Here is a 25,620-nt window from a genome sequence, read left to right on the forward strand (position 1 = left end):
ACCCTTGCAGAGGACCGACTACAGCGACGACAGCGAGTCGAGCGCCGCCCCGAGCACTTCGCTCGCCCGTTCGACGTCTCCCCGACGGACGTACTCCCGGCGACCGTGCGCGACGGGTCCCACGTCGTCGACGAGCACGCCGGGACCGAACACGACCACGGGAGCGGGCGCGAAGTACGACGCCTCCGTCGCCGCTGTGAACTGCCGAGGCGGTCCGGCACCGGCGTCCTCGAACGTTCGCACCAGCGGGTGGTCGGTCGGCGTGGCGAACGCCTCCAGGAACGGCGTCTCTCTGTCGGTGAGCGCGAACTCGACGCTCGCGTCCGGGACCGGACCGTCCGCGACGGCCGCCCCGAGGTGGGCGTTCAGCGCCCGCTCGTACCCGGCGGCCGTCTCGGGCGGGACGCTCCGCCGGTCGACGGTCACCCGAGCGTGCTCCGGTAGCTGGTTGGCCGCCTCGCCCGCCGCGACGACGGTCGGCGTCAGCGTCGACGGGCCGAGTTGCTCGTGGGTGTCGGGCCCGTGCGCGTCGTCGAACAACCGGAGCGCCGCGAGCACCGACTCCAGCGCGGCGGTGGCGTTGACGCCGTCCTCGGGGTGAGCGGCGTGGGCCGCGTCGCCCGCGACGGTGACGTGTCCCTCGAACCGACCCTTCGCCGCGGTACAGACCGCGAGGTCGGTCGGTTCGCCGACGACGTAGCAGTCGGCGTCGAGCGAGAGCGCGTGTGCCCCGGCGCTCGTCGTCTCCTCGTCGGGCGTCAGCGCGAGCGTCAGGCGACCGGGCGGATTCGCCCGCAGAAACGCGTCGAGCATCGCCGCCAGCGGCCCCTTCGCATCGCACGCGCCCCGACCGAGCACCACGTCGCCATCTGGGTCGGCGGGAGCGTCCCCGTCCTCGTCGGGCGGTCCAGCGACGCGCTCGAACGGGACGTGCGGCGGAACGGTGTCGAGGTGCGTGTTGAGGACGACGTGCGGGTCGCCCGCGCCGCGCGAGGCGAGGACGTTGCCCGCGTCGTCCACGTCGGGCGGGTGGCCGGCCCCGGTCAGCGTCTCGACGACGAGGTCGCGCATCGCGTCGGGCGACTCGTGGGAGGGCGTCCGCACCGCCGCCTCGTGGAAGTCGAGCAGGTCGAATCCGGTCTCGTGGGCACTCATCGCTGGAGCGCGAGCGTCGTCTGGAACTCGCGCTCGGCCGGGCCGCGCAGGAACGACGCGTCGTCGGTAACGCGTACCTCCAGCGGACCGCCGGGCGGACGCACCGTCACCCACTCGTCGCCGACGAGGCCGCGTCGCCGGGCGACCGCACCGACGGCGACCGCTCCGGTCCCGCAAGCGTTCGTCTCCCCCTCGACGCCGCGTTCGTACGTCCGCTGGTCGAACCCGCCCGCGTCGTCCGGGGCCGCGAGGACGACGTTCGTCCCCTCGGGGAAGGCGTCCGCGTGTCGGACGGGCGGCGCGACCGCTTCGAGGTCGACCGCGCTCACGTCGTCCACGAACGCGACGGCGTGGGGGACGCCGGTGTTCACCGCGGTCACGGTGAGTCCCTCGACGGTCTCCTCGACGAGCGGCGTCGTGTGGTCGGGCGCGAGCGGTACGTCCCAGGGGGCGAACGACGGGCGACCCATCCCGACGGTGACGGTCGCGTGGTCACCGGCGTCGTCCACGGTCGAGGGGCGGTCGCCCGCGGGCGTGACGACGACCACGTCGGCCGGTTCGTCGACGCCGAGGCCGAGTTCGCGGGCACCCCACAGCGCCGCACAGCGCACGCCGTTGCCGCACATCTCGGCGACGGAGCCGTCGGGCTGGACGTGGGTCATCTCGACGCGGGGCGGCGTCGCCTCGCCGTCCACCGCGAGGAAGAGGACGCCGTCCGCGCCGGTCCGGTCCGAGTCCGGGTGAGACAGCCCCGTCTCGCGGTCGCAGCGGTCGGCCGTGAACGCGAACCGGTCCCCGACCGGCGCGTCGGCGGTGTCCTCGCGGCTCCCTTCGGTCGCCGCTCGGTCTCCCGAGGCGGCGGCCTCGCTGACTACCAGAAAGTCGTTGCCCGCGCCGTGGTACTTCTCGACGGCTATCTCGACGTCGCTCACGCGTCGTCACCCCGAGTGTCGGCGGTTCGGGTGTCGGCGCCACGAGTGCCGTCGTCGTCACCGTCGGCTTCGAGGCGCGTGAGGTCCGCCAGCGTCTCGCGGCGGGCGACCGTCTCGCCGTCGAGCGTGACGACGGCGGGTCGCGGTCGGGAGTTGTACGTCGAGGCCATCTCGTAGCCGTACGCGCCGGTCGTGCCGACCGTGAGCAGGTCGCCGCGCTCCGGAGCGGGGAGCACGCGCTCCTCGCCCAGCACGTCGGCCGTCTCGCAGACCGGCCCGGCGACGAGACAGAGCGTCGGGTCCCGCGCGTGGCGGTCGTCGCCGTCGACGGTGCCCGAGAGGCTCCGAATCTCGTGGTAGGCGTCGTACAGCGCGGGCCGGAGGAGCGTCGTCATCCCGGCGTCGACGCCGACGACGACCGTCTCCTCGGTCTCCTTCACGGTCGTCGCCTCGGTCAGGAGGATGCCCGCGTCCGCGACGACGTACCGTCCCGGTTCGACGGCGAGGCGGGCGTCACAGTCGAACGCGTCGCGGGTCGCGTCGGCGACCGACTCCAGGTCGAGCGGCGGTTCGTCCCGACTGTACGGGACGCCGAGCCCGCCGCCGACCGAGACGAACTCCGGCGCCGGGTCGAGTTCGTCGGCGAGCATCGCCATCCGGGCGACCAGCACCTCGTGGGCCGAGAGGTCCTCGCCGGAGACGCCGCTCCCGACGTGGGCGTGCAGGCCGACGAACTCACCCACGTCATCTGCCGCGGTGCAGACCTCGTCCGCCCGGTCGAACGGGACGCCGAACTGCGGGGCGTCGCCCGTCGTCACTTTCTCGTGGTGGCCCGCGCCGACGCCGGGGTTGACGCGGACGCAGAGGCGGCCGTCGTAGCCGCGTTCGGCCAGGGCGTCCAGCGCGTCCCGCGCGCCGACGGTGACGGTGAGGCCGTCGCCGCCCTCGCGCCACCAGTCCACGACGGCGTCGAGGTCGGCGGCGGGCGGGTTGACCGCGGTGTAGCGCACGCGTTCCGCCGGAAATCCTGCGTCGAGGGCTCGACGGACTTCGCCCGCGGAGGCGCACTCCGCGCCGAGTCCCGCCTGTTCGACGGTTTCGAGGACTGTTCGGGTGGTGTTGGCCTTCACCGCGTAGTCGACCGTCGCGTCGGGGAACGCACCCAGCAGGCGCTCGCAGTTCTGCCGGACCCGGTCGGGGTCGAGGACGTACAGCGGCGTGCCGTACTCCGCGGCGAGCGAGCGGAGGCGCTCGGCGTCCCAGTCGGCGGGCCGTCGTACTGGCGGATTCGTCGTCCGCTCGCCTGCTGTCCGGTCCGACCCGCTCATTCGCGGAGCGCGCCCTCGCGCTGGGTCGCCTCCAGCGTCTCGTCCTCGACGTCGGTGGCGACTACCGCGGGCTTGTACGCGCCGCCGTCGCCGAACAGATCGTGGTCGGCGACGCTCGACTCGACGTACCGCGTGAACGCCCGGCGATTCGACGGTAAGTGGCCGTACACCACCTCCTCCTCGACGAGGTCGTAGACGGGGATGCGCGGCGTGAGCAGCGTGTTCTCGCCGACGACGCTGCCCTCGCCGACGACGAATCCCGAGGTGACCCGGCAGCCGGCACCGAGCGAGACGTCGTCCTCGATGATCACAGGGGCGCTCTCGACGGGTTCGAGAACACCTCCCAGGAGCGTGTTCGCGCCGAGTTTCACGTCGTCGCCGACCTGCGCGCAGGAGCCGACCGTGTCACAGGAGTCGACGAGCGTCCCGTCGCCGACGTACGCGCCGACGTTGACGAAGCTCGGACTCATCATGATGGCGTCGCTACCGAGGTACGCCCCGCGCCGAATCACGGTGCCGTCGGGCGTGTTCCGCGTCCCGCGACGGGCGAGGTCCCCCGTATCCCGGAGCGGGAGCACGTCGTTGTAGTCGACGTCGCCGTACGAGCGCTGGCGTGACTCCCGCAGGGAGAAGTTCAGCAGGATGCCGCGCTTGACCCACTCGTTGGCGGTCCACTCGCCGCCGTCGCTCTCCTTCTCGGCTGCGCGGACCTCGCCCGATTCGAGGGCGTCGAGGAAGTCGTCGAGCGTCGCCCGGTCGTCGTGGGTCACGTCGCTCGCGGCGAGGCCCGACTCGCGGCGCTCCCAGAGGTCCTCGACGTCCGATTCGAGCGCGTTCGTCATGCCAGCACCTCCTCGAACTCGTACCAGCCAGCGTCACGACCCGCCAGCCACTCGGCCGCGTCGAGCGCACCGGACGCGAACACGCGCCGGGAGCCAGCGCGGTGGGCGAGCGTCAGCGACTCGTCGCCGCCCGCGAACAGCACCTCGTGTTCGCCACGGACGCCGCCCGCCCGCCGGGCGTGGACGCCGATGTCACCATCGTCCCGTGGAGCGACGCCCTCGCGGCCGTGGACGCGTTCGCCGGAGTCCTGGCCCGCGTCCGCTCGCTCGGCCTCGATGGCGTCGAGCAGCGCGTTCGCGGTGCCGCTGGGTGCGTCGCGCTTCTCGCGGTGGTGGGTCTCGGTCAGTTCGACGTCGTAGTCGGGGAGCAGTCGCGTCGCGCGCTCGACGAGGTCGGTCAGCACCGCGACGCCCCGCGAGAAGTTCGGCGCGTGCAGGACGGGCACCTCGTCGCTCGCCCGCCGGAGCGCGTCGAGCTGGTCGTCGGAGAAGCCGGTCGTCCCGATTACGGCCGGGACGCCTGCCTCCGCGCACGCGGCGACGTACTCGACGCTCGCTTCGGGGTCGGTGAAGTCCACCAGCGCGTCGGGTCGCTCCTCGGCGAGCAGGGTCGGGAGGTCGTCCGCCGGAGAGACCTCGAACCCGTCGACTCGCTCCGCGCCCCGCGACACGGCCAGCGTCTCGTCGCCGCGCTCGTCGGCCTCGGCGACGACCTCCTGAGCCATCCGGCCCGTCGCGCCCGTGACGGCGAGTCGCAGGCTCATACGTCCGCCTCCGGAGGCTGTGTCGGCTCTTCCTCGTCCCCTTCGAGACCCGTCAGCGCCTCGCGGAGTTCGTCTCGGTGGCGCTCGCTCAGCCGCGAGAGCGGCGAACGCAGGCGCTCGGGGTAGTCCTCGCGCATCGACAGCGCCGCCTTCAGCGGGATGGGGTTGGTCTCCAGGAACAGCGCCCGCGAGAGCGGCCCGAGGTCGTAGTGGTACTGGCGAGCGGCGACGAACTCGTCTTCGAGCGCCGCGTCGACCATCGCCACCGTCCGCTCGGGTTCGACGTTCGCGGTGACGCTGATACAGCCCGTCGCTCCCATCGACATGAGCGGGAGGTTGAGCCCGTCCTCGCCCGAGAGGACCGAGAACGCCTCGTCCTGCGTCCGCTCGAGTATCTCGCCGGAGCGCCCCAGGTCGCCGCTGGCGGCCTTGTAGCCGACGACGTTGGGGTGGGAGGCGAGCGAGACGGCCGTCTCGACGGCGATGTTCCGTCCCGTCCGCGACGGGACGTTGTAGATCACCTGCGGCACGTCGAGGGTGTCCGCGACGGCCCGGAAGTGCTCCTCCATCCCGGCGGGTTCGGGGTTGTTGTAGTACGGCGAGATGAGCAGCAGGCCGTCCGCGCCTGCGTCGACGGAGCGCTGGGCGAGTTCCAGCGCCTCGTGGGTGGCGTTCGACCCCGCGCCCGCGACGACGGGCACGGTGACGGCGTCGGCCACCGTCTCGACGACGGCGACGTGTTCGTCGTGGGTCAGCGTCGCGCTCTCGCCGGTCGTCCCGACGGGGACGACCCCCGCGACGCCCGCGTCCTCCATCCGCCGGGCGTGGTCGGCGAGTGTCTCGTGGTCGATGCTGTCGTCGTCGTGGAACGGCGTCGGGAGTGCCGGATAGACACCGGCGTACGGTTGGTGTGTCATGTGGTGTGTGGTCCGTCGTGGTCGTTGGGTCGTCGGTTAGTCGTCGGTGGGTGGTCCGACGTGAGTCCGTGGTGTCCCGGACCCGTCGTCGGTCGTGTCGTGTAGTCGCGTTGCTGTGTGGTCGAACTCGGAGAATAGCCCGCGACGGGTCGCCAGCCCGCCGTGAACCGACAGCTACGCGCGTTTCACGCGGTGGCGTACACACCCGCCCGCGGATGTGAGTCGCATACACGACGGACGGCGTCCCGACGACTTAGCGGTTGCGCCGAGCGCGACACCTGCCGGAACTCGCGCGTCTCACACACCCGAGCCGTCGCGGCGGCGCCGCCGGACGACGGCGAGCAGCCGGGAACGACCCGTCGACGGGGGAATACCAACCTCTTTGAGAGCGGGCGCGTGAGTCGACGTATGCCACCGCTGCATCCCGACCAGCGCGTCGCGGTGCTCGCCGACGCGCGCAACCTCTACCACACCTCTCACAGCCTCTACTCCCGGAACGTCGACTACACGGCAGTACTCGACACGGCAGTGCAGGACCGTCGCCTCGTCCGCGCCATCGCGTACGTCGTCCGCGCCCACGCCCCCGAGGAGGAGTCGTTCTTCGACGCGCTGGACGACATCGGCTTCGAGACACGCATCAAGGACCTGAAGACGTTCTCCGACGGGACGAAGAAGGCCGACTGGGACGTCGGTATCAGCCTCGACGCCGTCACGCTCGCCGGCAAGGTGGACACCGTCGTCATCTGCTCGGGTGACGGCGACTTCACCCGCCTCTGCTCGCACATCCGTCACGAGGGCACCCGCGTCGAGGTGATGAGCTTCGGCCCGTCTACCGCCGAGACGCTCGTCGAAGCCGCCGACTCGTTCGTCGACATGAGCGAACAGAAAGAGAAGTACCTGCTGTAGGAACCGTCGCGTGAACACCGAAGAAGACGTGCCGTCGTAATCGGCTCCCCGTAGCGAGACGTCGCCGTCTCAGACCCGCGCGCCCTCTTCCGAGAGGCCGACGAGGAGCGACCCCGCGGCCATCGCGAGCGCGGCCACGAACCCGAGCGCGTTGACCACGAAGATGTCGGTGACGGCCGAGAAGAGGACGAAGAGGGTGCTGACGACCAGCAGCGCGACGCCGATCCAGAGCTGTCGTTTGTCGGTTGGCATTGGCCGGGGCTACGGAATGGACGACATAAATCCCGTCGAAACCCGCCGACTGCGGTACGATTTGACATAGCACGGAGGCGGTGAACGGTTCGTCGTCTCTCGCCGTCGCTGGCCACGTGCCCACGACGCCCAGCGGCGGGGACGACTCGGGGCGTTTTTGTCCGCCGACGGACGACCACCGGCATGGACGAGGACGAACGCGCGCGTCTGCGGACCGTCGCGGACTACCAGTTCGGGGCCGGGGCGGGCGCGGCGCTGTTCCCCGCCGACGAGTCGCTGACGGTGCTCCGGACCTCCACGGGGCGACCCCAGCAGGTGCTGAGCCACGACGAGGACCGACTCGTCTCCTACACCGTCGAGGGGCGGTTCACGCTCGCCGCCAGTGGCGGTCGACGGCTGTTCGACCGGCTCGGTGCCCCGCACGTCGAGGTCGGCGACGAGTCCGTCCCGTTCGTCCGCGACGGGAAGAACGCGTTCGCGAAGTTCGTCCAGGCCGTGGACGACGAGGTTCGCCCCGGCGACGAGGTGGCGGTGACGTTCGACGGGACCGTCATCGCCGTCGGGCGGGCGGAGCTACCCGCCGACGGGATGCGCGACTTCCAGTCGGGCGTCGCGGTGAAGGTGCGAGAGGGTATCGACGCCTGAGTCGGCCGTCGTCTCGTCCCGACCAGTCGACCGCAAGCACACCGTGGGCACCGAGTGCGCTGGGTTTTTGAGTGCTGCTACCGACCAGTCGCGTATGTTTGGAGGAGGCGGCGGACTCGACCCGCGCAAGATGAAGCAGATGATGAAGCAGATGGGCATCGAGGTCACGGAGATCGACGCCAACGAGATCGTCATCCGGACCGACGACGAGGAACTCGTGTTCACCGACGTCGAGGTCCAGCGCATGGACGCGCAGGGCCAGGCGACCTACCAGATCGTCGGCGACCCCGAGTCCCGGCCGCTCGGCGAGGGCGGCGACAGTGGCGGTGATGGCGACGTGGACGTCGAGGAGGAGATCACGGCGAGCGGTGGCGCGGACGAGGTCGACGTCGGCGCTGGCGAGGAGATCCCCGACTCGGACGTCGAGATCGTCGCGCAGCGAACCGGCGCGAGCGAGGAGCAGGCCCGAGAAGCACTGGAAGCCGAGAACGGCGACCTGGCCGCGGCCGTCTCGCGACTGGAGTGATACTTCTCGTCCGAGAGGACCGCGAATACCTCCGCGAGCGCGGCGACACCCTCGAAACCGACCTCGGCGTGCTGGAGATTCCCGAGGACGCGACCCCCGGCGAGACCCTGGAGACGCATCTGGGCGAGCAGTTCGAGGTTCGCGAACTTCGCGGCCCCGACCTGTTCAACCACCTCGAACGTACCGGCGCGCCGATGATGCCCCGCGACATCGGTCTCGTCGTCGGGCACACCGGCATCGCCGCGGGCGACCGCGTGCTCGACGCCGGGACCGGGACGGGCGTCCTGAGCGCCTACCTCGGTCGCGTCGGCGCGCGGGTCACGACGTACGAACGCGACCCCGAGTTCGCCGAAGTGGCGCGGTCGAACATGGCGATGGCGGAGGTGACCGACCTCGTGGACGTGCGCGTCGGCGACCTCGCCGCCGACCTCGACGACGTCGTCGCCGAGGAGGACCCCTTCGACGTGCTCACGCTCGACACCGAGGACGCACCAGCGGTCGCCGCCCGCGCCGACGAACTGCTCGTTCCCGGCGGGTATCTCGTCGCGTACGTCCCGTTCGTCGAGGGGACCAGAGCGGTCGTCGAGGCGGCCCGCGAGTCGCTCGGCGAGGTCGAGACGTTCGAGACCATCCAGCGCCGGATGGACTTCGACGACCGCGGCTCCCGCCCAGGAACCGCGGGCGTCGGCCATACTGGGTATCTCGTCTTCGCCAGAGCGTAGCGCTACTGTCGAGAGATCCAGCCAGTTCCACCCCGCTTCGAACCGGCAACCGCGAGGGTCGCGGGTAGTCTTATACTGACGACGACCGTACCACTCCTGTCATGAGCGAGTCAGAACCAGACGCGGAGCTGGACGAGACGACGACGACCTGGCCCGACCTCGGCATCGCACTGTACGACCGGCTGACGGGACGCAACGCCGTCATCGAGTACGAGTTCGACGACATGAACGTCTTCGTCCCGAGTCGAGCGGGCGAGGACGCGGACCACGCCCACTGGCGACTCGACGGCACGCTCACCATCTCGACGCGGGAGCGAGACGATTGAGCCGAGCGCGTGCCCTCGACGTCACCGCCGACCTGACGCTCACGATCGACGGCGAACCTATCGCTATCGAGTCGTACACCGACACGGTACTCGTCGACTTCCCGTCGGTACGGGCGCTCGCCGCCGTCGCACGGACGGAGCGCCAGCGACTGCCCTCACTGGAACGCACGCTCCGCCGGATGGACCTGACGGTCGTCGTCCTCGTCGACGGCGTGGCGGTCGGGACGGTCGGGGCGCGCGCGAAGCCGCAGTCGAACCGACTCCCGCTGGAAGTCGACGCGGGAGGGACGCTCCGGGCGGCCGTCGCCGCACCGCTTCGCTTCTTCAACTGACCGCGCGGACGAACCGGACGAGGTCGTCACGAGACGCCTGTGGCGTCGGTACCTCAACCCCCTCACCGACCAGTTCGCGAAGGTCGGTCGGGTAGGCGCCACCGGCGATGCGGAACTCGCCGTCGGTCGACCAGACGCCGAGCCACCCCTCGACGGCCAGCGCTCGCTCGTCCTCGACCGGAAGCCGACCGCGGTACGACTGGAGTCGTACCCGGTCGCCAGCGCTCGTCCGAATCCGCTCGTTCCGGTCGCGAGCGACGTCGACGAAGCCTCGCTCCCCCAGGTCGTCGAGGAACGCTCGATGGGCCTCGCTGGAGACCATCGGCCGGACCATCGCCGTCCCGATACCGGGCGCGAGCGGTGGTGAGAAGACGACGCGCGTCGCGAAGACGAACCGCCACGTCCGGTCCACCCCGGTCGCCGCTCCGACGCGCTCTCGCAGGGACTCGTCCTCGTAGACCTGCGTCGCGCCCTCGACGCGTGCCGCTGGCAGCGTCGCCAGCGTCTCCGCACGCGATTCGAGCGGGGACCAGTTACCCGCCGAGAGCAGTCGCTCGGGGACCTCCGGCGGTCGCAGACTGTCGGGGGCCATCGTCCTCACCACGGCGGCCGGACTAATCAGTCCGGGTGTCTGAGCGAACAGGCGACACGCTCCCCCGCGAGACGACGTGTCGCGCTCCCGCTACACGTCCCGCGGTGACTGGCTACGTCACGCGCAGGGCTGGTCGCGTACTCTGACTTGAACGTTCGGAGTGTGTTGCAGTGCTGGGCAGTTGGCTCGTGTGTCGTACCGCGAGCGAACGAAGTGAGCGAGCGGGCCAAGGAACCCGTGAGCCGAAGGCGAACGGGTGACGCTGGCTTTTGGTCCAGATTTTGCCAGCGAGTCAGTGACGACAGCCGAGCAACGCGAGGCTCGTCGTCACGTCGCGAGCGCAGCAAAAGGTGGGTGCTTTAGTGGTCGTCCTCGCGCCACTTGTGCTCGCACTCGGTGCAGATGAAGAAGCGCGTCTCGGACTCGTCGGCCGAGCGGATCTGCTGCATGTAGTAGTAGGCGCGGTCGTTCTCGCAGTTCGGACACTTCACCTTCGTCGTCGGGAGGCCGTTGTCCTCGGCCTCGCTGACGTCGATTATCTCGCTGTCTTCCTGGCCCTGCGTCGTGACCATCCCGGCCTCCTTCTCGCTGTTCCGGGCCTTCTGGTTGCCGCAACTCCCGCACGTCCAGACGCCGTCTTCGACTTTCATCATCGAGCCGCACTCGTCGCAGAATTCCATAGCGGGCACAATCGGTTCGGACGCTTAAGCGACGTGGTTGGCGAGGAGTACCGGGGCTGCGTCTAGCCCTCTCCCTCCGACTGGTACGGTTCGCCGACGGCGTTTCGCGGCAGGTTGCCGAGCACCTCTCCACGGAGGTCGTCGGCGCTGTCGAACTCGTCGGCCGAGAGGCTCTGGACCGCCTCGCCGAGGTTCGTCTCGCCGTCGGCGAGCAGGAGCGTCACGTCGTCGAACGCGCTGGCGGCCCCGGCGCGCGAGGTGGGGTAGTCGTGGTCTGCGAGGACGGCGTCGATGCGACTCAGTTTGACGGAGCGTGTCATGGTACCTGATGGCGCGCAGAGGGCTTGTACGTAGCGACGAGGGGACCACCGGGAGGAGAAACGGTATGGGGATGGCACCCTTCCCTCCAGTCGAATGGTTCTGGGCACGGACAACCGTGTGCTGACGCTCGGTATCGCTCGCATGGCCGACGCACTCGGGAACTCCTTCCTCATCATCGTCCTCCCGCTGTACATCGAGAGCGGCCAGATCGACCTCGACGGCATCGTCGGGACGCAGTTGTTCGGCGTCGAACTCACGACGGCGCTGCTCGTCGGCCTCGTGCTGTCGCTGTTCGGCTTCCTCAACAGCTTCGGCCAACCGCTGACCGGGCGGTTCTCCGACCGCGTCGGCAAGCGCCGTGCGTTCGTCCTGTTCGGGTTGGGGCTGTTCGGCGTCGCCAGTTCGCTCTACCCGTTCGTCGAGCAGTACGAACTCGTCCTGCTCATCCGCGCGCTCCAGGGACTGGGCGCGGCGTTCACTATCCCGGCCACCGTCGCCCTCGTCAACGAGTTCGCCGCCAGCAACACCGAACGCGGCGGTAACTTCGGCGTGTTCAACACGTTCCGACTCATCGGGTTCGGGTTCGGCCCCATCGTCGCCGGTATCGTCGTCTCCTCGGGGCCGTACGCGACCCCGTGGGGCGGACTCTCCGGGTTCAACGCGGCGTTCGGCGTCGCCGTCCTCGGCGCTATCGTCAGTTTCGCCCTCGTGACGCTGCTCATCGAGGACCCGCCGCGGACCGAGAGCGACGCGAGCGACGACGTCTCGTTCCGCGTGTTCGACCGGTCGGGAAACCTGCTGTTCGACCCCGTGTTCACGCTCGGGGTCGGGACGCTGTTCATGGCGACGACCATCGCCCTGTTCGCCACGCTCCAGCAGGACATCACCCGCGAACTGAGCGAGGGGTCGTTCCTGTTCAGCGTCCAGTTCGCCGCGGTCGTCATCGCCAACGTCGTCTTCCAGGTCCCCATCGGTCGCGCGAGCGACGAGTACGGCCGGCGACCGTTCATCGTCGCCGGGTTCGCGCTGCTCGTCCCTTCGGTGTTCCTCCAGGGGTACGTCCCCGCGATAGCGACCGCGCTGACGGGCGGCGAGACGCTGTTCGGCCCGATAGCGATGCTCCTGCTCCGACTGCTCCAGGGCGTCGCCGTCGCTCTCGTGTTCGCACCGTCGCTTGCGCTGGCCGGTGACCTCGCGGGTCGCGGCCGCTCCGGGACGACGCTGTCCGTGCTGACGACGGCGTTCGGTCTCGGCGTCGCCATCGGACCGCTGGCGGCGGGCTACTTCGTCCGCTTCGGCTTCGCGGCGCCGTTCACCTTCGGCGCGGCCATCGCCGCCGTCGCCCTCGTCCTCGTCTACTCGCAGGTCGAGGACACGATCACCAGCACGGCGACGGGTCCCGCGCCCCACGACTGACGCCCCCCACGACAGAGACCGTCGTGGACGGGTGGTGAGGAGTCGCGTGCCGCTCGCGTGCCGTGCTCACACGAGCCACCGCGTTTATCCTGTCCCCGGACCGAGTTCCGACATGGCAGGAGTCAACAGCAGAGAACGGGCGCTCGGACACCTCGCTGTCGTGCTGGCTGGCGGTCTCGTCGGTCTGCTCGTCGGCTGGTTCCTCTTCATCTGGCTACCGCTGGTCCCGACCGTCCTCGGAGTCGTGGGCATGCTCGTCGTCGGCTATCTCGGCGTGCGCGTCGGTGGGAACGTCGCCTCGCGGGCGGTGCCGCGGTACAACGTCGCCGAGGTGGCCGTGGAGGGACCTATCACCCGCGACGGCGGCTCCGGGCCGGTTCCGGGCGGCGTCCGCGGCACGCCCGCCGACCGAATCGTCGACCAGATAGAGGCCGCGGCGGACGACGACAACGTCGACGCGCTGCTCGTGAAGCTGAACACCCCCGGCGGCGAGGTGGTTCCCAGCGACGACATCCGCAACGCGGCGCAGGCGTTCGACGGGCCGACGGTCGCCTACACCACGGACACCTGCGCCAGCGGGGGCTACTGGATAGCGAGCGGCTGTGACGAACTCTGGGCGCGCGACACCAGCATCGTCGGCTCCATCGGCGTCATCGGCTCGCGCGTCAACGCGACTGACCTCGCCGACCAACTGGGCCTCTCCTACGAACGGTTCGCCGCCGGGAAGTACAAGGACAGCGGGACGGCGCTCCGGGAACTCGAACCCGAGGAGCGCGACTACCTCCAGGGCATCATCGACGACTACTACCAGCACTTCGTCGAGCGGGTCGCGCAGGGTCGGGAGATGGCACCCGGCGACATCCGCGAGACGGAGGCGAAGGTGTTCATCGGCGAGCGAGCGTACGACCTCGGCCTCGTGGACTCGCTCGGGACGCGCGACGACGTGCTCGACCACGTCGAGTCGCTGCTCGGAGAGGAGGTGAGCGCCGCCGAGTTCGAACCCTCCGTCTCACCGATGCAACGCCTGTCGCGCGGTGCGAGCAGGACCGCCTACGCGTTCGGAGCGGGCGTCGCCAGCCAGCTTGGGACCGATGGCGACGACCTGACGATTCGACTGTAGAACCACCGGACGCAGTCGCGTCGGCCGGCGCTGCCGACGCGCGCGCTCACCGTCGCTCCGCTCGTCTACAGGTTATTTATCGCGGGCGGGCTTCCTCGCAGTCGTGACCACGCTGGTGCTGTGTCTCGACCGGGACGGCCGCATCGCGGGCGACCGCGACCCGCCGCTCGTCGGCGACGAGCAGGTCTCCGCGCTCGTCACCGGCGTCGGCATCCGGGACCCGGAGGACGCTCGGGTCAACAGTCTCCTCGAAGCACTCCGCGTCGCCCGCGACCTGCGGAGCGAGGGCGACGAGGCAGTCGTCGCCGTCGTCTCCAGCGCCAGCGACAGCGTGGACGGGGACCGGACCATCGCCCGGCAGGTCGAGGAACTGGTCGCCACGCACCGTCCGGACGCCGCCGTCATCGTCGTCGACAGCGCCGAGGACGAGCAGATCGTCCCCATCGTCGAGAGCCGCGTCCGCGTCGACGCCGTCGACCGGGTCGTCGTCCGACAGGCCCGCGACATCGAGTCGACCTACTACCTGCTCAAGCAGTTCCTCGGCGACGAGGAGTTGCGCGCCGCGGTGCTGGTACCGCTCGGCGTCGCGCTCGTCGCCTTCCCCGTCCTCCTCGCAGTCGCCGACAGCATCGCCGTCGCGCTCTCCGTCGTCGCGGGCGTCATCGGGACGTTCTTCCTCTACAAGGGCCTCGGCGTCGACGACCTGCTGACGAGCCTCCCGCGGGCCGCCAGCGACGCGTTCTACTCCGGGCAGGTGTCGTTCGTCACCTACGTCGTCGCGGCCGGACTGGCGCTCGTCGGCGCGTTCGTCGGCGGCCTCGCAGCCACGGAGATGGACCAGGGCGTCCTGCTCGCGGGGATGCGCTTCTGTTACGAGAGCGTCCCGTGGCTGGCGCTGGCCGCCCTCGCGGCCGCCACCGGTCGACTGCTCGACGAGGTGCTCCGCGAGGACCGGGTACCCAACGCCGTGATGAACCTCCCGTTCGGCATCGTCGCCATCGGGTTAGTCGTCCGCGGGTTCACGGCGTACTTCCTGGAGAACGCCGAGGTCGTCGGCCCACTCGTGGTCCCGGCCAGCCAGTTCGGCGCGTTCGCGGTCGAGCGCGTCCAGTTCACGCCGGAGTCCCGCCTCGTCGTGTTCGTCGTCGCCGGCGTCGTCGTCAGCCTCGTCGGCGTCGTCGTCTCCTCGTTCATGAACGGGCCGTCCGTAGACGAGGTGGAGACGCGGCAGTGAGCGGTGTCGTGTTCACGAGAGTGGGGAGGTCGGCCGGTCAACACTCCTCGTCGGCGATTGCCTCCGCCCGCTTCGCTGCTGCGCGCTGTCTGTCTGGATTCCCGGCGCGGTCGTACGACACTGCGAGTTCCATCTGACGGCAGTACCGGGCGAAGTTGTCTACTCGGCAGGTCAGTCCGGTGAACCACTCTCCCGTGGTGGGACCCACTTCTGGTGTCCCCGCACAGAACGCCTCTTTCGCGGTGACGAACTGTTCGACTGCAGTCCGGGCCTTCGCTATCGCCCGTTCTAGCTCGTCGTTCTCGTAGTGTTCGCCGAGCTCCAGATTCGAGACGAGTCCCTCGTATCGGGGTATCTGTCCACGGAGGTACCACTCGTAGTTGGTGACGATGGTGTCGAGGTGCGAGAGTCGCGCCCGGGTGCCGACGGTAACCGTCTCCTGTTCGTTCGTCACCGTCGACTCCCCGGCGACCGCTCGTGCTCGCTCGACCGACGACCGTGCGTCCTCGATAGCTGGCTCGGCCTCCTCCATGAACGAGATAGCCGCTCTCAGCTTCGGGATGTCCCGTCCCGGGTCGAGTGTCGCCTGGCGGTGGAGGAGTGCGTTCGCCGTCGACACCGCGACGAGACTGTCGGAGGCGTGTCGGGCGAACGCAACTATCGGGCCGTCGATCGATGGCGTGCTCGGCGGAGTACTACTGCCATCCCGCAACAGGCGGTCGACCTCGTCCCCGTCGTAAGTCTCGTCGCTGTAGATCACCTGCTTGAGGTCCTGAAAGGTGCGAAGTGCCGCACTGACTCGTTCGATCGCGCTCTGGAGGTCGCTCGTCGAACCACTCGGCGCGTCGGTACCGACGACCGGCGGGAGCATGAGCGTCCACTCGGAGTCGGCCACCTCCGTGGTACAGTCGGGTATCGAGTTCGTCGGGGTCACCGTCTCCGAAGCGGGTGTCGAACCGAACTCGGCGCAACCGGCCAGTCCGACCGACCCAGCGGTGATCGACGCGAGGAGGGCACGTCGTCGCATCGTACTCGAGTTCGTGTCTGCAATGAAGTATCTTCGCCCCGACGAACGGTCGTCCGACGTGGTACCGCAGGCGCTAACCGCCCCGACTCGATAGCAGGGGTATGCATCCCTGGGTCAGCCTCTTCTCGGGCGGGAAGGACTCCTCCTGGGCGCTCTACCGCGCGCTGGAGGCGGACTACCCCGTCGAACGCCTCGTCACCGTCCACCCGCAAGGCGATTCGTACATGTACCACACCCCGGCGACGGACCTCGCCGCCCTCGCCGCCGAGTCCGTCGGTATCGAACTGCTCAACGTCCACCCCGAAGACTTCGGGGCCGACGACGTCTCCGACTCCGGCGCGCAGGGGGACGCCGAACTCGAACCGCTCGAACGCGCCCTCGAATCGCTCGCCGAGGAGTGGGGCGGCATCGGCGGCGTCACCGCGGGCGCCGTCGAGAGCGACTACCAGACCTCCCGCATCGAGGGGATGTGTGAACGCCTCGGCGCGGACCTGTTCGCCCCGCTCTGGCAGGAGGACCCCCACGAACTCGCCGACGCGATGCTCGACGCGGGGTTCGAGATTCGCATCGTCCAGGTCGCGGCCCACGGACTCGACGAGTCGTGGCTCGGTCGAACCCTCGACCGCGAGGCGATGGCGGACCTGACGGCGCTCAACGACCAGTACGGCGTCCACGTCCTCGGCGAGGGTGGCGAGTTCGAGACGCTGGTGGTGGACGGGCCGCACATGGACCGCCGCATCGAACTGGAGTACGAGACGGTCTGGGAGGGGACGCGAGGCTACCTCCGCATCGAGGACGCGTGGCTCGACGAGTGAGTGCCGTGTGAGCCGGTGGTTTGATTACCAATAGGTCGACAGGTCTACGGGATGGCGACGCAGTCCGAACTGCTCAGTGTGCTCGTCCTCTCCCAGTTCGTCTTCTGGGGCGTCGTCGGACTGATTCTGGACTTCGAGGCCGCACTACCCGTCCTTCCGCTGGTCCTGCTCTTCGGGTTCGCGCTCTACGCGTACCTCTCGTGAGCCGTAGTGAATACCGTATCAGGCCGGACAACTGGTCCCGTCGCCCGTGCCGTCGTCGTCGGAGTCGTACTCCAGCGCGGCCGCGACGTCGAGCAGGCCCGCTCCCTGCTCGTCGCCCGCCTTCCCGATGTCCTCGGCCGTGTCGAGCAGTCGCTCGCGGGCCTCGTCGGGGCCGTAGCCGTCGGCGACGAGCTGTGCGACGGCACCGGTGACGTGCGGTGACGCCATCGACGTGCCGTCGAAGACGCCGTGGCCGTCCCTGACCGCAGAACAGACGTCCTTCCCGGGAGCCGCGACGTCCACCTCGGGACCGGTCGAGGAGAACGCGGCGACGCCGTCGTCGATGTCGGTCGCCGAGACGGCGATGAACTCCTCGTAGGCCGCCGGGTAGCCGACCGAGTCGGGTCGGCCCGCGTTCCCTGCGGCGGCGACCAGCACGACGCCCGCCTCGCGGGCGTACTGTCCGGCGGCCTGCAGCGCCGGTGACTCGGCTGACGACCCGAGACTGAGGTTCACCACGTCCCACCCCTCGTCGGCGGCGTGGCGGATGGCGTCGGCGATGTCCGAGGTGCGACAGCCACCGCCGCCGCTACACACCTTCAGCGCGTGCAGCGTCGCCTCGGGGGCGACGCCGACCACCCCGTCGTCGCCCTCCCCGGCCGCGACGGTCCCCGCGACGTGCGTCCCGTGGTCGCCGTCGTCGGACCACGGGTAGTCGCAGTCCTCGCCCTGACAGTCCACCCAGGCTCTGTGGTTGCCGTCGGCGTCCGGGTCGGCGAGGTTCCCCGCCAGGTCGGGGTGGCTCGCGTCGATACCGCCGTCGACGATGCCCACGTCGACGCCCGCCCCCGTCGCACCCTGCTCGTGGGCCACGTCGGCGTCGACCCGGTCGATACCCCAGGGGAGCGTCTGCCCGTCGGCAGCGTCGCTCAGGTTCGTCACGTCGGCCGCGTCCGCCGCATCGGCCGCGTTCGTCGCCTCGCGCTCGCTGGCGGGCGTCGAGACGTACGACAGCGACCGGTCGGGCTGGACGAAGGCGACGTCGTTCCGCGAGCGCAGCGACTGCCTGCCCGCCTGCGAGTACGCACCGACGACGAGCGTCAGCGACGTGTGTTCGGTGAGGTCGATGCGCTCCTCGCGAGTGTCGGAGATGGACGCCGCGGCGACGGCGGCGTCGCGGTCCCGCGCCCCGACGATGTACCGGTCCATTTGGTCGAGGACGACGGCCCCGACGCCGACCGCGACCGCACCCGTTCCGAGGACCTCCAGCACCTCCCGGCGGGACCACTCCGAATTCGACATGGACTACCATTGTCAGTAGTACGTGATAAGTTTTCGAGAGATCCGATCGGGACGGCGACCGCTCGAAATCGTGCAGTTCGACTCGTCAGAGCCGGAGGGAGGGCGAGGTGAGCTGACTACAGGTCGCTCCGTCGGCGGGGGGACTCCTCGACCGGTCGGGTGAGACCGTCGCGGAGGTCGTTGCCGAAGTACGCCCCGAGCACGCCCGTCGTGAGGCTGAGCGCCGCCGAGATGACCAGCAACTGCGGCTGGAGCGTGATGAGACCGATGATGGCGTCGACGATGCCGCCACCGATGAGTTTCGAGACCAGCAGGACGCCCATCCCGGCGAACAGGCCCGCCAGTCCGGACTCCACCAGCGGTCGGTCCTCGAACGCGAGTCCGGCGGCGAACCCGCCGAGCAGCGTCCCGACGTAGACGCCGACCAGCGGGACGAACTCCATCCCCAGCACCGCACCGACGCCGACCGTCAGGAGGGCGACGACGAACCGCTTGAGGGAGAACAGCGACGAGTCGGTATCGGCCATACGTACGACATGTATCTAGTGTGCTATGTGTGTTTCCCCGAGGGTCGGAGGAACTCGAATCGCGGTCTCCCGGACGTGAGCCTCGTGTTCAGTAGGTCACGGAGAGGTCGTCTCGCTGGAGACTGTTCGTCGTGTAGTCGACGAGTCCGACCATCTCGCGGACGGTGAGGAAGTTCGTCGTCTCGTTCGAGCCTTCCGGGAGGTGGTATCTGATACCTCCGTCCGAGTACTCCGCGACGATGGCCTTGTGCAGGGCTGGATGCTCGTCGAGCAGCGTCCTCCGGACCTCGTCCAGGTCTTCGTGTGCGTCGTCGTACTTGCGCTCCAGAATCGCCCGCCGTATCTCGGCCTGTGCATCTATCGCCACGTCCTCGGGTCGGAGGGCGACCGGACGCCCGAAGTCGTTCGCGACGAAGACGACGAGCGCACCGTCGAACGAGTCGTTCGCCCGGCGAACGTCGCTGGCGACGGCGCCGACGTCGAAGAACTCGACGTCGTCTCTCCGACCACGCAATCTCGCCATCTCCGCGCGCAGGAGCCGGTACTGCTCGTTCAGGTCGTCGGTCGCGGCGTACTCCTCGGTCCAGTCCCCCATGGCCGAGCGTGACCGTCCGAACGAATAGAGCCACTGATAGACACGGATGCTGGTCTCGTGCGGTGCGGTCGGACACCGTACCGCGAACGAGTGTACCGAGTGAGCGAGGTGACTGAACCGTCGAGGGAGCGGAGCGACCGAGGTGGTGAGGGAGTCCTTTTGTCGCCAGAAATCTCCGATTTCTGGCTACTAACCAGAACGGCGGAGCCGTTCTGGTGATGCGGTCAGAGCGCGGCGCGCTCTGACTGCCTGCAGACTCGCGGCGCGAGTCTGCGATGGTCGAGCTTTTGCACTGCCGGGGTCGCTGCGCGCGTGGCGGTGAAGCCGCCACGACGTGCGGTTGCGGGCCTCCGGCCCGCAACCCGACCCCGGCGCGGGCATAAAAGGTCGTCTAGCAGAGCCGCGAGTACGACCCGACCAGCGAGTGGGTGAGGTCCTTGCCGTGGACCTCGGCGTGTTCGTCGACGATGGAGTCGACGATGTCGCTGTCCTCGATGGTCGCCTCGGGGAAGACGATGCTGTCGGTGAGCGAGACGTCCGTCAGTTCCGCGCCCGGCATGACGTGGACGTTGTCCCCCAGGTCGCAGTTCTCGACGACGGCGTCGTCGGCGATGCGGTTCTCGCCGTCGAGCGCCCACGCGACGGCCTCGCGGTAGGCGTCGGGCGTGCCGATGTCGAACCACGGCTCCTCGAACGAGTAGGCGTACACGGAGTCGTTGGCCTGGAGCCACTCGATGTACCAGCCCGGTTCGTCGGGGTTGTTGTCCCCCGAGAGGTACTCCGAGAACCGCACCGACTCCTGGGGGAACGCGTAGCAGCAGATGGAGACGAGCGTGCTCTTGGGGTCCTCGGGTTTCTCCTGGAAGTCGACGACGCGGTCGCCGTCGAGCGCGACCAGCCCGTAGGACTTCGCCTTCTCGCGGGAGCCGACGTCGTAGGCCGCGATTGTCGGCGCGTCCTGCTCCTCGTAGAAGTCGAGGAAGGTGCCCATCTCGAAGCCGATGAGGTTGTCACCGGCGACGACGAGCAGGTCGTCGTCGACCTCCTCGCGCTCGACGAGCTGGGCGAGCGCGCCGACGACGCCGAACTTCTCGGTCTCGGCGCTGGTGTCCTCGATAGAGAGTTCCGCCTTCTCGTAGTTCTTGTCGGCGATGTGCTCTTCGAAGGCGGGCGCGAACCGCTCGTTCGTCGAGAGGTAGACCGTGTCGATCCGGTCGTCGGTCTCGAAGTCGGAGAGGAGTCTGTCGATGACCGTCGAGTCGCCGACGGGGAGGAGCATCTTGGGGCGGTGGCGCGTGATAGGCCAGAGACGGGTGGCGTACCCACCCGCGAGAACGACCGCGTGCATGTGTGGCGCGACAGTTGCCGCCGTGATAGGCGTTGCGCCTTCCACGTCGACCCGGCGACAGACCCTCCCGAACCGCCCACTCTCACCGCCCGAACACGTATATCGTCGGACGTGGTACCGGACCTCGTATGCGCGCCGAGGAGGAGACGACGCGCCAGCGTATCGCCGACCGCCTCCGCGACGACCCCGCGCCCGCCGGTGCCCTCGCCCGCGAGTTCGGCGTCCGGACGGCGACGGTGTTCTCGCACGTCGAACACATCTCGAAGTCACTCGACCCGAGCGACGAGCAACTGCTGGCCGCGCCGCCGGAGTGTCGGGACTGCGGGTTCACCGACTTCGACGACCTGATCAACCGCCCCTCTCGCTGCCCGGAGTGCAAGAGCGAGAGCGTCGACGAACCGGTGTTCACCATCGAGTAGGCCGTCATCGGTCGACAATCGAGGGGACCGTCGGGTCGAGAGGACCTGCGTCGACTGGTGGGGTACGGCGACCGAGCGTCAGTTAGCGTGACGGCGAACAGTGAGCAGTCGCCTCACCCGGTCGTCGGGAGTTCGACGGCCACTTCGTTCTCCCGGAGAAACGGCGGCGTCAGCGGCGGGTCGTACTGGAACACCACCGGGTCGCTCGCCGGGGTGAGGTCGTGTTCGGCGAGCGTCGACAGCAGCGCACGCTCCTCGCCCCGCGTTCGGTCGTCGGTCGCCCACCACGAGAACGGGCGGACGGCGAGGCGTCGCGGCGGTTGCGCCCGGAGCGCGACCTGAGAGTTCGTCGGCCGAGGGGCGGAGGCACCGGTGTAGGAGTCAGGGAGGTAGAACCCCATCGTCACCCGGTCGCCGACGGTCGCCGACCGGACCGGGGACGTGGTCGCCACGGACATCCCGTGGAGGCGAATCGGTGCGGTCGCTCGCCTCGCACCGGTCGCGGCCGTCGCTGTCGCTGCGCTCGTCACAGCGCCGGTCGCGCCACGTCCCTCGGCGTACGACCGGACGGGCGCGGTCATCGACACGTCCGTCCGGGACTCGTTGGCGCCGGAGAGGTAGCGGGCCAGTCGGTCGAACGCCTCGGGTTCGGACGCTGCGGTCGTCTCGACCACGACGAGGGCGGGGTACTCACGTATCTCGACGCCGTCGACCGTCCGGACCGTCGTGAACGGCACCCGCTCGGTCGAGCGCTTCGTGTACGCACCCCACCCGACCCAGGCGGTCAGGAGGCCGAGCGTAGCGGCCACTGCCAGTCCGGTCTTCCGACCCATGGCAGGCGTACGCAGGGCTGGACGATAAACCGGCGGTAGGAGCCGTCAAGCGGCTGGATAGTCCCACTTCGAGGGTCGTCGTCGGGGGCCACGTCGACGGGGCGTCGCCACCCGCTCAGAAGTCGATTCGGCTCCCGGTCGAGAGGTCGTGGTCGCCCGAGGGGCCGAGGCCGTCGAACTCGTAGCCGTCCTCGCCGAGGTACACCGCGCCGTCCTCGACCGTCACGTCGATTGCGTCGAGGTACGCGCCCTCACAGGGGCCGTGCGTGCACTGCCCGCTCCCCTTCTCGAACGTCGCGGCGTGGCGCTGACAGAGCACCTCGCCGTCGCGGACGGCCGCGCCCGACCCCTTGTCGAGGCGCACGTCGGTCCAGTGCTGGCAGTAGTTCTTCCACGCGTGGACCGCGTCGCTCGCCTCGGACTCGCCGCCGAGTCGTACGAGGAAGGCCTCCTCGCGGTCGAAGCCGTCGCGGATGGTGAACAGCAGCGTGCCGTCGGTGGGAACCTCGGAGACGGCGGCGATGCGTCGGTCCTCGTCCATGGACGCGATAGCGGGCCGGTGCGGTCAAGCGTTCTGATTCCCGCAGCCGAGAGAGTCAGTCGGACCGACTGCCGCGAGCGCGCCACCTTTCTGCCGCCCGTGACAACGACGGCCCATGACGACGCTGCTCATCTACGGCGCGTACGGCTACACCGGGCGACTCGTCACCGACCGCGCGGTCGACGAACTCGACGCCGACCTCGTGCTCGCCGGTCGCTCGCCGTCGAAGCTCGAACCGCTGGCCGACGAGCACGACCTGCCCTCGCGGGCGTTCACGCTCGACCATCGGCGCGTGGTCGAACGTCACCTCGACGGCGTAGACGCGGTGCTCAACTGCGCCGGCCCGTTCTCGCGGACCGCGGACTCGCTGGTCGACGCCTGCGTCGAGACCGGCACGGACTACCTCGACATCACGGGCGAGATCGAGGTGTTCGAGGCGCTGGCCGCCCGCGACGCCGAGGCCGAAGAGGCAGACATCGCCGTCCTGCCGGGCGTCGGGTTCGACGTCGTGCCGACGGACTGCCTCGCCGCCCACCTCGCCGAGGCGCTGCCCGACGCCACCGAACTCTCGCTCGGGTTCCAGGCGTTCGGGTCGTTCTCGCGGGGGACCGTCCGGACCGCCGTCGAGTCCATCGGCGAGGGGGGCGCGATTCGCCGGGATGGCCGCGTCACGGCCGTCTCGTCGGTCCACGAGACCCGCCGCATCGACTTCGGGAACGGCGAGACGCTGGCCGTGACGATACCGTGGGGCGACGTGGCGACGGCGTACCACTCGACGGGCGTCCCGAACGTGCAGGTGTTCACGGCCGTCCCGGAGCGAGCGGTACAGGCGCTCGACGCGACGGACCGCCTCGCGCCCCTCCTCGACCGCGAGTGGGTCCAGCGGACGCTGTCGGCGGTCGTCGACCGGACCATGGTCGGCCCCGACGCGGACGAGCGCGAGGAGGGGAAGGCACTGGTGTGGGGCGAGATAGGGGATGGCGAGGAGACGTACGAAGCCCGCCTCCGGACGCCCGAGACGTACACGCTGACCGCGATGACCGCGGTGGAGGCGGCCCGACGCACGCTCGCCGGCGAGACGCCGACGGGCTACCAGACGCCCTCCTCGGCGTTCGGAGCCGACTTCGTCACCCAGTTCGAGGGCGTCGAGCGAGAGGACGCACGGCCGGTCGGCACGACCGTGAGCGACGACTGAACCGGTCGCCCGGTCTCCCCCCGTCGCTCTCTCTCCCCCGGTCTCGCCCGGCCACGCCTCGCGCTCCCCGTTCAGCCCCCGTAACAGCGCCGTTCGACCAGGTCGTCGTACAGTCGCTGGAGCAGTCGCGTCACCGGCCCGGCACCCATCTCGATGCCGTCGACGGTCGCTATCGGCCGCACCTCCCACGTCGTGTTGGTGAGGAACGCCTCGTCGGCCTCGCGGACGTCATCTGGCGTGTACTGCCCCGTCTCGACCGGAAACGACTCGCCCTCGGCGAGGTCGAGGACGGTTCGACGGGTGATGCCCGGCAGGAGCGACCCTTCAGCGGGCGTCTTCAGCGTCCCGTCGTCGACGAAGAACAGGTTCGACGACGACCCCTCGGCGACGTACCCCTCCGCGTCGCGCAGCAGCGCCTCGTCCGGCCGGTAGGCGTCGCTCGACGCGCGCCGGAGTTCGAGACGCGCGAGGATGCTGTTGAGGTAGTTGTGCGTCTTCGCGTCCGGCGGGAGGGCGCTCGCGTCCGGCTTTCGCGTCTTCACCGACTGGACGACGGCGTGGCCGTCCCAGACGCGCTCGCCACCCGCTGCCGGTCGGCCGCCCCGCGGGAGGTCCGTCACCACGACGACCACCGTCGGGTCCACCTCCTCCCGAGGCGTGAGCTTCCCCGGCTGGACGCCGCGCGAGACGGAGACCCGGACGTACGCGTCGTCGAGGTCGTTGGCGTCGAGCGTCTCCGCGACCCGAACCGCGAGGTCCGCGGGCACCGCCTCGGGCATCCCGAGCGTCTCGCAGGTGCGTTCGAGGCGCTCGGCGTGGGCGTCCCACGCGAACACCTCGCCGCCGTAGGCCCGACACGTCTCGAAGGCCGCGTCGCCGTAGCGCCAGCCCCGGTCCTCGACGGAGACGGTCGCCCGCTCCCGGTCGACGAGTTCGCCGTCGACGTGGTACTGCATGGGCGGGGCTACCGGGGGACGGGACTTGGCCGTACCGCGTTCGTCTCGCGGGCGGTCGTCGGTGAACGACCAGAGGACGACCAGAGGACGACTACAGCACGTCGCCGACCGCCGGTGCCTCGGGCGCGTCTGCCTCGGGCCACTCGCCGCGCACCGCCCGCGCACAGAAGTTCCACACCATCCGGCGACCGCCGTCGGTGAGGATACTTTCGGGGTGGAACTGGACGCCGACGTGGGGGCGCTCGTGGTGCCGGACCGCCATCAGCGTCCCGTCTGCGGTGTGAGCGGTCGGTTCGAGGGTCCTGGCGGCGCTGAGGTCCCCCGTCGCGCAGAGCGAGTGGTACCGCCCGACCGCGAGTTCGTCGGGCAGTCCGGCGAAGACGCCGTGTCCGTCGTGGGTGACCGTCGAGGGCTTGCCGTGGACCACCTCGGGCGCGTGGCCGACCGCGACGCCGCTGGCGACGCAGAGCGCCTGGTGACCGAGACAGACGCCGAGCGCGGGATACGGCAGGTCGAACACGTCGACGGAGACGCCCGCCTCCTCCGGCGTGCCGGGGCCGGGCGAGACGACGATACCCTCCGGGTCGAGGTCACGGACGGCCGCCGCGTCGAGCGCGTCGTTCCGCCGGACGACGATGTCCTCGTAGGGGTCGCGGTCGAGGTTCAGGAGCGCCTCCCCGACGAACTGCACGAGGTTGTACGCGAACGAGTCGTAGTTGTCGACGACCAGAATCATGGCTCTGGAGTACTCGTTGCAGTCTCTGTCTTCGAAATCGTCGAGAACACCTCCGAAGCCCTCGCGGTCTGCGCTCCCGGGACTCGCTGCGCGCCTCGCTCGCGATCGCTCG

The 25,620-nt window shown here is 69.7% G+C and carries 32 protein-coding genes; 13 read left to right on the forward strand and 19 right to left on the reverse strand.

The window, feature by feature from the left end:
- Window positions 1–18: 18 nt before the first annotated feature.
- The 6 genes from MX571_RS18485 to dapA are packed head-to-tail and all read right to left on the reverse strand — an operon-like array spanning window position 19 to window position 5,938.
- Window positions 19–1,155 (reverse strand): M20/M25/M40 family metallo-hydrolase, encoded by a 1,137-nt coding sequence (locus MX571_RS18485; protein WP_247419611.1) that lies wholly within the window; start codon window positions 1,153–1,155, stop codon window positions 19–21.
- Complete coding sequence (gene dapF, locus MX571_RS18490; RefSeq protein ID WP_247419613.1) at window positions 1,152–2,087, reverse strand: diaminopimelate epimerase; 936 nt, start codon at window positions 2,085–2,087, stop codon at window positions 1,152–1,154. Before dapF ends, MX571_RS18485 begins: the two co-directional genes overlap by 4 nt.
- Window positions 2,084–3,415, reverse strand: a complete 1,332-nt coding sequence (lysA, locus tag MX571_RS18495) for a diaminopimelate decarboxylase (protein ID WP_247419616.1) — start codon at window positions 3,413–3,415, stop codon at window positions 2,084–2,086. Before lysA ends, dapF begins: the two co-directional genes overlap by 4 nt.
- A complete protein-coding gene (locus MX571_RS18500; protein ID WP_247419618.1) occupies window positions 3,412–4,257 on the reverse strand; it encodes a 2,3,4,5-tetrahydropyridine-2,6-dicarboxylate N-succinyltransferase in 846 nt (281 codons plus the stop codon). Before MX571_RS18500 ends, lysA begins: the two co-directional genes overlap by 4 nt.
- Window positions 4,254–5,021, reverse strand: coding sequence for a 4-hydroxy-tetrahydrodipicolinate reductase (gene dapB / locus MX571_RS18505; protein WP_247419621.1), 768 nt, complete (start codon window positions 5,019–5,021; stop codon window positions 4,254–4,256). The genes MX571_RS18500 and dapB overlap by 4 nt, the downstream gene beginning before the upstream one ends.
- Window positions 5,018–5,938 (reverse strand): 4-hydroxy-tetrahydrodipicolinate synthase, encoded by a 921-nt coding sequence (gene dapA / locus MX571_RS18510; RefSeq protein ID WP_247419623.1) that lies wholly within the window; start codon window positions 5,936–5,938, stop codon window positions 5,018–5,020. Before dapA ends, dapB begins: the two co-directional genes overlap by 4 nt.
- A gap of 408 nt (window positions 5,939–6,346) precedes the next feature.
- Between dapA and MX571_RS18515 the strand changes: the two genes are divergently transcribed.
- Window positions 6,347–6,844, forward strand: a complete 498-nt coding sequence (locus MX571_RS18515; RefSeq protein WP_247419625.1) for a LabA-like NYN domain-containing protein — start codon at window positions 6,347–6,349, stop codon at window positions 6,842–6,844.
- Window positions 6,845–6,913: 69 nt separating this feature from the next.
- Here the strand turns inward: MX571_RS18515 and MX571_RS18520 are convergent, their stop codons facing one another.
- Window positions 6,914–7,096 carry a hypothetical protein gene (locus MX571_RS18520; protein WP_247419628.1) on the reverse strand — a complete coding sequence of 61 codons (183 nt, stop codon included), beginning with the start codon at window positions 7,094–7,096 and terminating at the stop codon, window positions 6,914–6,916.
- A gap of 183 nt (window positions 7,097–7,279) precedes the next feature.
- Here MX571_RS18520 and MX571_RS18525 point away from each other — a divergent pair, with 183 nt between their 5' ends.
- The 5 genes from MX571_RS18525 (at window position 7,280) to MX571_RS18545 (ending at window position 9,647) form a co-directional block, all read left to right on the forward strand.
- A complete protein-coding gene (locus MX571_RS18525; protein WP_247419630.1) occupies window positions 7,280–7,741 on the forward strand; it encodes a PUA domain-containing protein in 462 nt (153 codons plus the stop codon).
- A 94-nt stretch (window positions 7,742–7,835) separates the two neighbouring features.
- On the forward strand, window positions 7,836–8,267 hold the full coding sequence (locus tag MX571_RS18530; RefSeq protein WP_247419632.1) for a nascent polypeptide-associated complex protein: 432 nt from the start codon (window positions 7,836–7,838) through the stop codon (window positions 8,265–8,267).
- Window positions 8,264–8,989, forward strand: a complete 726-nt coding sequence (locus MX571_RS18535; RefSeq protein WP_247419635.1) for a methyltransferase domain-containing protein — start codon at window positions 8,264–8,266, stop codon at window positions 8,987–8,989. The genes MX571_RS18530 and MX571_RS18535 overlap by 4 nt, the downstream gene beginning before the upstream one ends.
- 101 nt (window positions 8,990–9,090) lie before the next feature.
- Window positions 9,091–9,315: a hypothetical protein gene (locus tag MX571_RS18540; protein WP_247419638.1), complete on the forward strand. Its 225-nt coding sequence runs from the start codon at window positions 9,091–9,093 to the stop codon at window positions 9,313–9,315.
- Window positions 9,312–9,647 (forward strand): hypothetical protein, encoded by a 336-nt coding sequence (locus MX571_RS18545; protein WP_247419641.1) that lies wholly within the window; start codon window positions 9,312–9,314, stop codon window positions 9,645–9,647. Before MX571_RS18540 ends, MX571_RS18545 begins: the two co-directional genes overlap by 4 nt.
- On the opposite strand, the gene MX571_RS18550 is transcribed toward MX571_RS18545, so the two are convergent.
- The 3 genes from MX571_RS18550 to MX571_RS18560 all read right to left on the reverse strand — a co-directional run bounded on the left by MX571_RS18550 (window position 9,640) and on the right by MX571_RS18560 (window position 11,239).
- Window positions 9,640–10,239, reverse strand: coding sequence for a DUF6517 family protein (locus tag MX571_RS18550; protein ID WP_247419642.1), 600 nt, complete (start codon window positions 10,237–10,239; stop codon window positions 9,640–9,642). The two genes, MX571_RS18545 and MX571_RS18550, sit on opposite strands and share 8 nt — an antisense overlap.
- A gap of 359 nt (window positions 10,240–10,598) precedes the next feature.
- Window positions 10,599–10,919: a transcription factor S gene (locus MX571_RS18555; RefSeq protein WP_247419645.1), complete on the reverse strand. Its 321-nt coding sequence runs from the start codon at window positions 10,917–10,919 to the stop codon at window positions 10,599–10,601.
- A 62-nt stretch (window positions 10,920–10,981) separates the two neighbouring features.
- Window positions 10,982–11,239 carry a DUF5789 family protein gene (locus tag MX571_RS18560; protein ID WP_247419650.1) on the reverse strand — a complete coding sequence of 86 codons (258 nt, stop codon included), beginning with the start codon at window positions 11,237–11,239 and terminating at the stop codon, window positions 10,982–10,984.
- Between the two features lie 94 nt (window positions 11,240–11,333).
- Between MX571_RS18560 and MX571_RS18565 the strand changes: the two genes are divergently transcribed.
- From MX571_RS18565 to MX571_RS18575, 3 genes are all read left to right on the forward strand, one after another.
- On the forward strand, window positions 11,334–12,656 hold the full coding sequence (locus tag MX571_RS18565; RefSeq protein WP_247419655.1) for an MFS transporter: 1,323 nt from the start codon (window positions 11,334–11,336) through the stop codon (window positions 12,654–12,656).
- Window positions 12,657–12,768: 112 nt separating this feature from the next.
- A complete protein-coding gene (gene sppA / locus MX571_RS18570) occupies window positions 12,769–13,776 on the forward strand; it encodes a signal peptide peptidase SppA (protein ID WP_247419658.1) in 1,008 nt (335 codons plus the stop codon).
- A gap of 103 nt (window positions 13,777–13,879) precedes the next feature.
- On the forward strand, window positions 13,880–15,010 hold the full coding sequence (locus tag MX571_RS18575) for a DUF373 family protein (RefSeq protein ID WP_247419661.1): 1,131 nt from the start codon (window positions 13,880–13,882) through the stop codon (window positions 15,008–15,010).
- 37 nt (window positions 15,011–15,047) lie between these two features.
- Here MX571_RS18575 and MX571_RS18580 read toward each other — a convergent pair whose 3' ends face one another.
- Entirely contained in the window at window positions 15,048–16,037 is a 990-nt protein-coding gene (locus MX571_RS18580; protein WP_247419664.1) for a hypothetical protein, read from the reverse strand.
- 101 nt (window positions 16,038–16,138) lie between these two features.
- Between MX571_RS18580 and MX571_RS18585 the strand changes: the two genes are divergently transcribed.
- Together MX571_RS18585 and MX571_RS18590 are read left to right on the forward strand one after the other, a co-directional pair.
- Window positions 16,139–16,852: a diphthine--ammonia ligase gene (locus MX571_RS18585; protein WP_247419677.1), complete on the forward strand. Its 714-nt coding sequence runs from the start codon at window positions 16,139–16,141 to the stop codon at window positions 16,850–16,852.
- Window positions 16,853–16,903: 51 nt separating this feature from the next.
- Window positions 16,904–17,056, forward strand: a complete 153-nt coding sequence (locus MX571_RS18590; RefSeq protein WP_247419678.1) for a hypothetical protein — start codon at window positions 16,904–16,906, stop codon at window positions 17,054–17,056.
- Window positions 17,057–17,074: 18 nt separating this feature from the next.
- Here the strand turns inward: MX571_RS18590 and MX571_RS18595 are convergent, their stop codons facing one another.
- From MX571_RS18595 to MX571_RS18610, 4 genes are all read right to left on the reverse strand, one after another.
- Window positions 17,075–18,358 (reverse strand): S8 family peptidase, encoded by a 1,284-nt coding sequence (locus tag MX571_RS18595; RefSeq protein WP_247419680.1) that lies wholly within the window; start codon window positions 18,356–18,358, stop codon window positions 17,075–17,077.
- 116 nt (window positions 18,359–18,474) lie between these two features.
- Window positions 18,475–18,885, reverse strand: a complete 411-nt coding sequence (locus tag MX571_RS18600; protein ID WP_247419683.1) for a DUF8526 domain-containing protein — start codon at window positions 18,883–18,885, stop codon at window positions 18,475–18,477.
- A gap of 88 nt (window positions 18,886–18,973) precedes the next feature.
- Window positions 18,974–19,480, reverse strand: a complete 507-nt coding sequence (locus MX571_RS18605) for a hypothetical protein (RefSeq protein ID WP_247419687.1) — start codon at window positions 19,478–19,480, stop codon at window positions 18,974–18,976.
- Between the two features lie 391 nt (window positions 19,481–19,871).
- The gene (locus tag MX571_RS18610; protein ID WP_247419690.1) at window positions 19,872–20,828 is read right to left on the reverse strand and encodes a nucleotidyltransferase family protein; all 957 of its coding nucleotides are present in this window, start codon (window positions 20,826–20,828) and stop codon (window positions 19,872–19,874) included.
- A gap of 128 nt (window positions 20,829–20,956) precedes the next feature.
- On the opposite strand from MX571_RS18610, the gene MX571_RS18615 reads away from it, so the two are divergent.
- On the forward strand, window positions 20,957–21,247 hold the full coding sequence (locus MX571_RS18615; protein ID WP_247419693.1) for a transcriptional regulator: 291 nt from the start codon (window positions 20,957–20,959) through the stop codon (window positions 21,245–21,247).
- Between the two features lie 113 nt (window positions 21,248–21,360).
- Here the strand turns inward: MX571_RS18615 and MX571_RS18620 are convergent, their stop codons facing one another.
- Together MX571_RS18620 and MX571_RS18625 are read right to left on the reverse strand one after the other, a co-directional pair.
- Entirely contained in the window at window positions 21,361–22,080 is a 720-nt protein-coding gene (locus MX571_RS18620; protein WP_247419711.1) for an SOUL family heme-binding protein, read from the reverse strand.
- 115 nt (window positions 22,081–22,195) lie between these two features.
- Window positions 22,196–22,621, reverse strand: coding sequence for a Rieske (2Fe-2S) protein (locus tag MX571_RS18625; protein WP_247419714.1), 426 nt, complete (start codon window positions 22,619–22,621; stop codon window positions 22,196–22,198).
- A 115-nt stretch (window positions 22,622–22,736) separates the two neighbouring features.
- Between MX571_RS18625 and MX571_RS18630 the strand changes: the two genes are divergently transcribed.
- Complete coding sequence (locus MX571_RS18630) at window positions 22,737–23,816, forward strand: saccharopine dehydrogenase family protein (RefSeq protein WP_247419717.1); 1,080 nt, start codon at window positions 22,737–22,739, stop codon at window positions 23,814–23,816.
- Window positions 23,817–23,887: 71 nt separating this feature from the next.
- Here the strand turns inward: MX571_RS18630 and MX571_RS18635 are convergent, their stop codons facing one another.
- Both MX571_RS18635 and MX571_RS18640 read right to left on the reverse strand, forming a co-directional pair.
- On the reverse strand, window positions 23,888–24,772 hold the full coding sequence (locus MX571_RS18635) for an aminotransferase class IV (protein ID WP_247419720.1): 885 nt from the start codon (window positions 24,770–24,772) through the stop codon (window positions 23,888–23,890).
- 91 nt (window positions 24,773–24,863) lie between these two features.
- Window positions 24,864–25,508, reverse strand: a complete 645-nt coding sequence (locus MX571_RS18640) for an anthranilate synthase component II (RefSeq protein ID WP_247419724.1) — start codon at window positions 25,506–25,508, stop codon at window positions 24,864–24,866.
- Window positions 25,509–25,620 lie beyond the last annotated feature (112 nt).

This window comes from Halomarina salina (assembly GCF_023074835.1).
GTDB classification, from domain to species: Archaea; Halobacteriota; Halobacteria; order Halobacteriales; family Haloarculaceae; genus Halomarina; species Halomarina salina.